The organism is Paraburkholderia sp. JHI2823, from assembly GCF_038900695.1.
GTDB classification, from domain to species: Bacteria; Pseudomonadota; Gammaproteobacteria; order Burkholderiales; family Burkholderiaceae; genus Paraburkholderia; species Paraburkholderia mimosarum.
The window spans coordinates 1-478 of the sequence record NZ_JAYMRY010000224.1 but is presented as its reverse complement, the minus strand read 5'-3'; the positions used below and the strand labels follow the sequence as shown (position 1 = coordinate 478).

Here is a 478-nt window from a genome sequence, read left to right as displayed (position 1 = left end):
GCATTCGGGAAGGCATCCAAATGTCCGGCGCACCGCGCCGCACCTACCGACACTGCGACATGAATCATCTCGAGTCGCTCCTGCAGACGGGGGACGGCACCACGCCAATCATCGTCAGCGACGGCGTGTTCAGCATGGAAGGGACGATTACCCCCTTGCCGGACTTGGCGATGCTGGCCGAGCGCTATGGCGCCATCCTCTATATCGATGATGCGCATGCTACCGGCGTGCTAGGCGAGCATGGCGGCGGCACTTCGGAACATTTCAGTTGCTACAGCCCCCATATCATCCAGATGGGCACGTTGAGCAAGGCATTTGGCGCCATTGGCGGGTTCGTGGCAGTCGATCGCGATATGGCTGACGTGATCCGGCTTACCAGTTCCGCCTATGGTTTTACCTGCCCGCCGCCGCCGGACCAGGCTAGCGCCCTACTGGCTGCGCTCGACCTGATGGCCGAGGAGCCGCAACGGCGGCAAAA

General features: G+C 62.1%; 1 protein-coding gene. It reads left to right on the top strand.

From position 1 onward, the window contains the following. Window positions 1-59: 59 nt before the first annotated feature. Window positions 60-478, top strand: a 419-nt coding sequence (locus VSR34_RS38400) for an aminotransferase class I/II-fold pyridoxal phosphate-dependent enzyme (RefSeq protein WP_342965232.1), incomplete at its 3' end; no start/stop codon positions are given.